This window comes from Streptomyces sp. W16 (assembly GCF_033194735.1).
GTDB lineage: Bacteria > Actinomycetota > Actinomycetes > Streptomycetales > Streptomycetaceae > Streptomyces.
Genome location: NZ_JAWOAI010000679.1, coordinates 1 through 4,427 on the forward strand (window position 1 = coordinate 1; position 4,427 = coordinate 4,427).

The window sequence follows — 4,427 nt, forward strand, 5'->3', positions numbered from 1 at the left end:
CTCGTTTCCGGCGTGGTTTCCCGGGGTGCTTCGCTGCCGCCCGTCGTCGCCGTGGGCCGGTGGGGTGGCCGGGGCGGGACGGTACCGGGTCGTTCGGGGTTCGCGCGGCGCGGGTCGGTCCCGGATGCCGGCGGTGTGTCCGGGAAGCGTGCCGAGGCCGGTGGAGGGGGCGGGCTCACCGCGTCGGCGGGAAAAGGCGAGAAGGGCCGAAGCCCGGGGAAGCGCGGCCGGGTGTCGGAGGAGTCTGATGCCGACGCTCCGACAGAACCTGAACCAGCGCCAGCTCCGGACCCGGTGCCGGCACCGGCACCGGCTGCCGACCCGGACCCATCGCGGGCCCCCAAGCCATTGTTCGCGAAGCCGTCGCTCTCGAAGTTCTCGAATTCCTCGAAAGCGTCGCTCTCGAAGTCATTGCCCGGGGAAACCGAACCCACGTCAGCCCCGGCGCTCCGCTGAGCCGCACGCCTCGCGTTGCCGCCCTCCCACCATCCCGTACCGGGCCGGTCGCCGCCCCAGGTCGCCCTGCCGTTCCCGTCGCCCCGGCTTCCGCTTCCGTTGCCGGCCGACGCCGCACCCGGTCTACCCTGCACGTTCGACTGCCCCTGCGCATCCTGCGTACCGGAATACGGTCCGTCCGATTCCCCGCCTGTTGTGTCTGCCGTATCCCGCGCGTCCGCCGCGCCGCCCGGCACCGCTCGCGTCGACGGGTCCACCGGGCCCGCTTGGCCAGGGGGGTCGGTCGCGTTCACAGGAGCCGTCGAATTCCCCGAACCCGAAGGGGACTGCGGCGAGGTGGGATGCGGCGGTACGGGGGCGCGTCGCGCTTCCGTGCTCATGCACCCCCCGTTTCCTCGTACCCGGGCCACCGTTTGTTCGTCTGCGGGCCGGTGTGCTCCTGCCCTTGTTCGTATACGCACCGGCGTCCGCCCCGCCTCACCCGGCACGCACACAAATAAACAAAGTCATCCCGAGCACGCATACCCGCCGCGGCGGACCGCCATCCCGGGCGCGGTCGAACGACCGGCGGCGTTTCCTCCGTGCGTGCGCGTCACTCTACGGGTTGCCCCCGCTCGAACGGGAACCAGTCCACGCCCCCGGGGCATCTGCCCGGAACGTCCCCCTACCCTGCGGTAATCCTGTCTGGCAGGCTGCGTTCATGACTGCGCGCGCCGCCGACCGGGCCCGTTACGACCGGGCCACCGCCCACCTCGACGCCCCTCTCGCGATCGTCGACCTGGACGCCTTCGATGCCAACGCGGACGACCTCGTCCGCCGGGCCGGCGGCAAGCCGGTCCGCGTCGCCAGCAAGTCCGTCCGTTGTCGAACCCTCCTCGAACGCGTCCTGGCCAGGGACGGCTTCGCGGGCCTCATGTCCTTCACCCTGGCCGAGTCCCTCTGGCTCGCCCGCTCCGGCTTCGACGACGTCCTCCTCGCCTACCCTTCCGCCGACCACGCCGCCTTCGGTGAGCTGACGAGCGACCCCAAGCTCGCCTCCGCCGTCACCGTGATGATCGACGACCCGGCGCAGCTCAAGCTCATCGACGACTCACGCGACGGCGGCACCGAAGTCGTGCGTGTCTGCCTGGAGTTGGACACCGCGCTGCGGATGCTCGGCGGCCGGGTGCGGGTGGGGGCGCTGCGCTCCCCTCTCCGCTCCCCCGACCAACTCGCCGACATCGCAAGGACGGTGTCGCGTCGCCCCGGCTTCAAGGTCGTCGGGATCATGGCCTACGAGGGGCACATCGCCGGTGTCGGTGACTCCGTCGCCGGGCGGCCCTTCCGCTCCCGCGCGATCCGGCTGATGCAGGCCACCGCCAAGCGTGAACTCGCCGAGCGGCGCGCGGAGGTGGTGCGGGCCGTGCGGGCCGTCGTACCGGATCTGGAGTTCGTCAACGGTGGTGGCACCGGCAGTGTCCAGTACACCGCCGCCGAGGATTCCGTGACCGAGATCGCGGCCGGTTCAGGGCTGTATGTGCCGCGCCTCTTCGACAACTACACGTCGTTCACCGGCCGTCCGGCCGCGCTCTTCGCCCAGCCCGTCGTACGGCGCCCGGGCGTCGGCGTGGTCACCGTCCTCGGCGGCGGCTACCCCGCCTCCGGTGCCACCGGCCCCGACCGGCTCCCGGTGCCGTATCTGCCGGAGGGTCTGCGCTACGACCCCCAGGAGGGGCCCGGCGAGGTGCAGACGCCGCTGCTCGGCTCTCCCGCCGACGACCTGCTCATCGGCGACAAGGTGTGGTTCCGGCACGCCAAGGCGGGCGAACTGTGCGAGCGGTTCGACGCGTTGCACCTGATCGAGGGCGACCGGGTGACGGCCACCGTCCCGACCTACCGGGGCGAGGGCATGACCTTCCTGTGAGCACTCACGGGGTCAACTGCCCCCGCTCCGGCGGGGGTTCACGACCTACATCGGAGTGACGTACGCCCCCGAGATGCCGCCGTCGACCAAGAAGTCGGCGGCGTTGACGAACGACGAGTCGTCGCTCGCCAGGAACGCGACGGCGGCGGCGATCTCCGTCGCCTCGGCGAAGCGGCCGACCGGGATGTGGACCAGGCGACGCGCGGCCCGCTCCGGGTCCTTGGCGAACAGCTCCTGGAGCAAAGGAGTGTTCACCGGGCCCGGGCAGAGGGCGTTGACGCGGATGCCCTCGCGGGCGAACTGCACTCCCAGTTCACGGGACATGGCCAGCACGCCACCCTTGGAGGCGGTGTAGGAGATCTGGGAGGTGGCCGCGCCCATCCGCGCCACGAAGGACGCCGTGTTGATGATGGAGCCCTTGCCCTGGCGGCGCATGTAGGGGATGGCGGCCTTGCAACACAGGTACACGGAGGTGAGGTTGACGTCCTGGACGCGCTTCCAGGCCTCCAGTCCGGTGTCGAGGATGGAGTCGTCGTCGGGCGGCGAGATGCCCGCGTTGTTGAAGGCGATGTCGACGCTGCCGTAGGTGTCGAAGGCGGCCTTGAAGAGCGCCTCGACCTGCTCGGGGTCGGTGACGTCGACCTTCACGAAGAGCCCGCCGACCTCGTCGGCCGCCGCCTTGCCGTGGGTCTCGTCGATGTCGCCGCAGACGACGTTGGCGCCCTCGGAGGCGAGCCGGCGTGCGGTGGCGAGGCCGATGCCGCTGCCGGCTCCGGTGATGACGGCGGTACGGCCGACGAGTCGCCGGCAAACAATCTCTGAGGTCACTGTGCGGGGCCCTCCGTGCTGATGAAGACGTTCTTGGTTTCGGTGAAGGCGGTGAGCGCGTCCGGGCCGAGTTCGCGGCCGATCCCCGACTGCTTGAAGCCGCCGAAGGGGGTCCAATAGCGGACGCTGGAATGGGAGTTGACGGACAGGTTGCCGGCCCGGACGGCCCCCGAGACGCGCAGGGCGCGGCCGACGTCACGGGTCCAGATGGAACCGGAGAGGCCGTAGTCGGTGGCGTTGGCCAGGCGGATCGCCTCCGCCTCGTCCTCGAAGGGGAGCACCACGGCGACCGGGCCGAAGACCTCCTCGACGGCCACGCGTGCGTGCGGGTCGACGCCGGTGACGACGGTGGGCGGGAACCAGAAGCCGGGGCCCTCGGGCGCCGTGCCGCGGATGCCGTCCAGGTCGGCGGTGACGTACGAACGGACGCGTTCCAGCTGGACCTTGGAGATCAGCGGGCCCATGTCCGTCTTCTCGTCGGCCGGGTCACCGACCGTCACCCCCTCGATCGCGGGGGCCAGGAGGTCCAGGAACCGGTCGTAGACGGAGCGTTGGACGAGGATGCGGGTGCGGGCGCAGCAGTCCTGGCCGGAGTTGTCGAGGAAGGACATGGGGGCGGCGGCTGCGGCGGCCTCGATGTCCGCGTCGGCGAAGACGATGTTGGGGCTCTTGCCGCCGAGTTCGAGGGTGACGCGCTTGAGGAGTTCCGAGCCCTTTGCCAACACCTGTTTGCCCACGGCCGTTGACCCCGTGAACACGATCTTCGCGACGCCGGGGTGTTCGACGAGCGCGGTGCCCGCGACCGGGCCGTGGCCGGGCAGCACCTGGAAGAGGCCCTCGGGAAGGCCTGCCTCCAGGGCGAGTTCGGCCAGCCGGAGCGCGGTCAGCGGGGTCGTCTCGGCCGGCTTGAGGATGACCGCGTTGCCCGCCGCGAGCGCCGGGGCGGTGCCCCAGGCGGCGATCGGCATCGGGAAGTTCCAGGGCGCGATCACGCCCACCACGCCCAGCGGTTCGAGGATCGTGATGTCGAGGCCGCCCGCGACCGGGATCTGGCGTCCGGTCAGCCGCTCCACTCCCCCGGCCGCGTAGTCGAGCAGATCACGGACGTTGCCGGCCTCCCAGCGGGCGTTGCCGACCGTGTGCCCGGCCTCGCGCACCTCCAACTGGGCGAGTTCTTCGAGGTGTTCGTCGACCGCGGTCGCGAAGCGGCGCAGCAGCCGGGCGCGGTCGGCGGGCGGCA

The 4,427-nt window shown here is 71.3% G+C and carries 3 protein-coding genes; 1 reads left to right on the forward strand and 2 read right to left on the reverse strand.

What is annotated here, in order from left to right; translation table 11 throughout:
* The first annotated feature begins 1,156 nt into the window (after positions 1 to 1,156).
* Positions 1,157 to 2,359: an amino acid deaminase/aldolase gene (locus R6V09_RS46945; RefSeq protein ID WP_317887580.1), complete on the forward strand. Its 1,203-nt coding sequence runs from the start codon at positions 1,157 to 1,159 to the stop codon at positions 2,357 to 2,359.
* A 45-nt stretch (positions 2,360 to 2,404) separates the two neighbouring features.
* Here R6V09_RS46945 and R6V09_RS46950 read toward each other — a convergent pair whose 3' ends face one another.
* Positions 2,405 to 3,187, reverse strand: coding sequence for a 3-oxoacyl-ACP reductase (locus R6V09_RS46950; RefSeq protein WP_019064934.1), 783 nt, complete (start codon positions 3,185 to 3,187; stop codon positions 2,405 to 2,407).
* The coding region (locus R6V09_RS46955) for an aldehyde dehydrogenase family protein (protein WP_317887581.1) at positions 3,184 to 4,427 on the reverse strand (1,244 nt) is incomplete at its 5' end. The genes R6V09_RS46950 and R6V09_RS46955, both read right to left, overlap by 4 nt.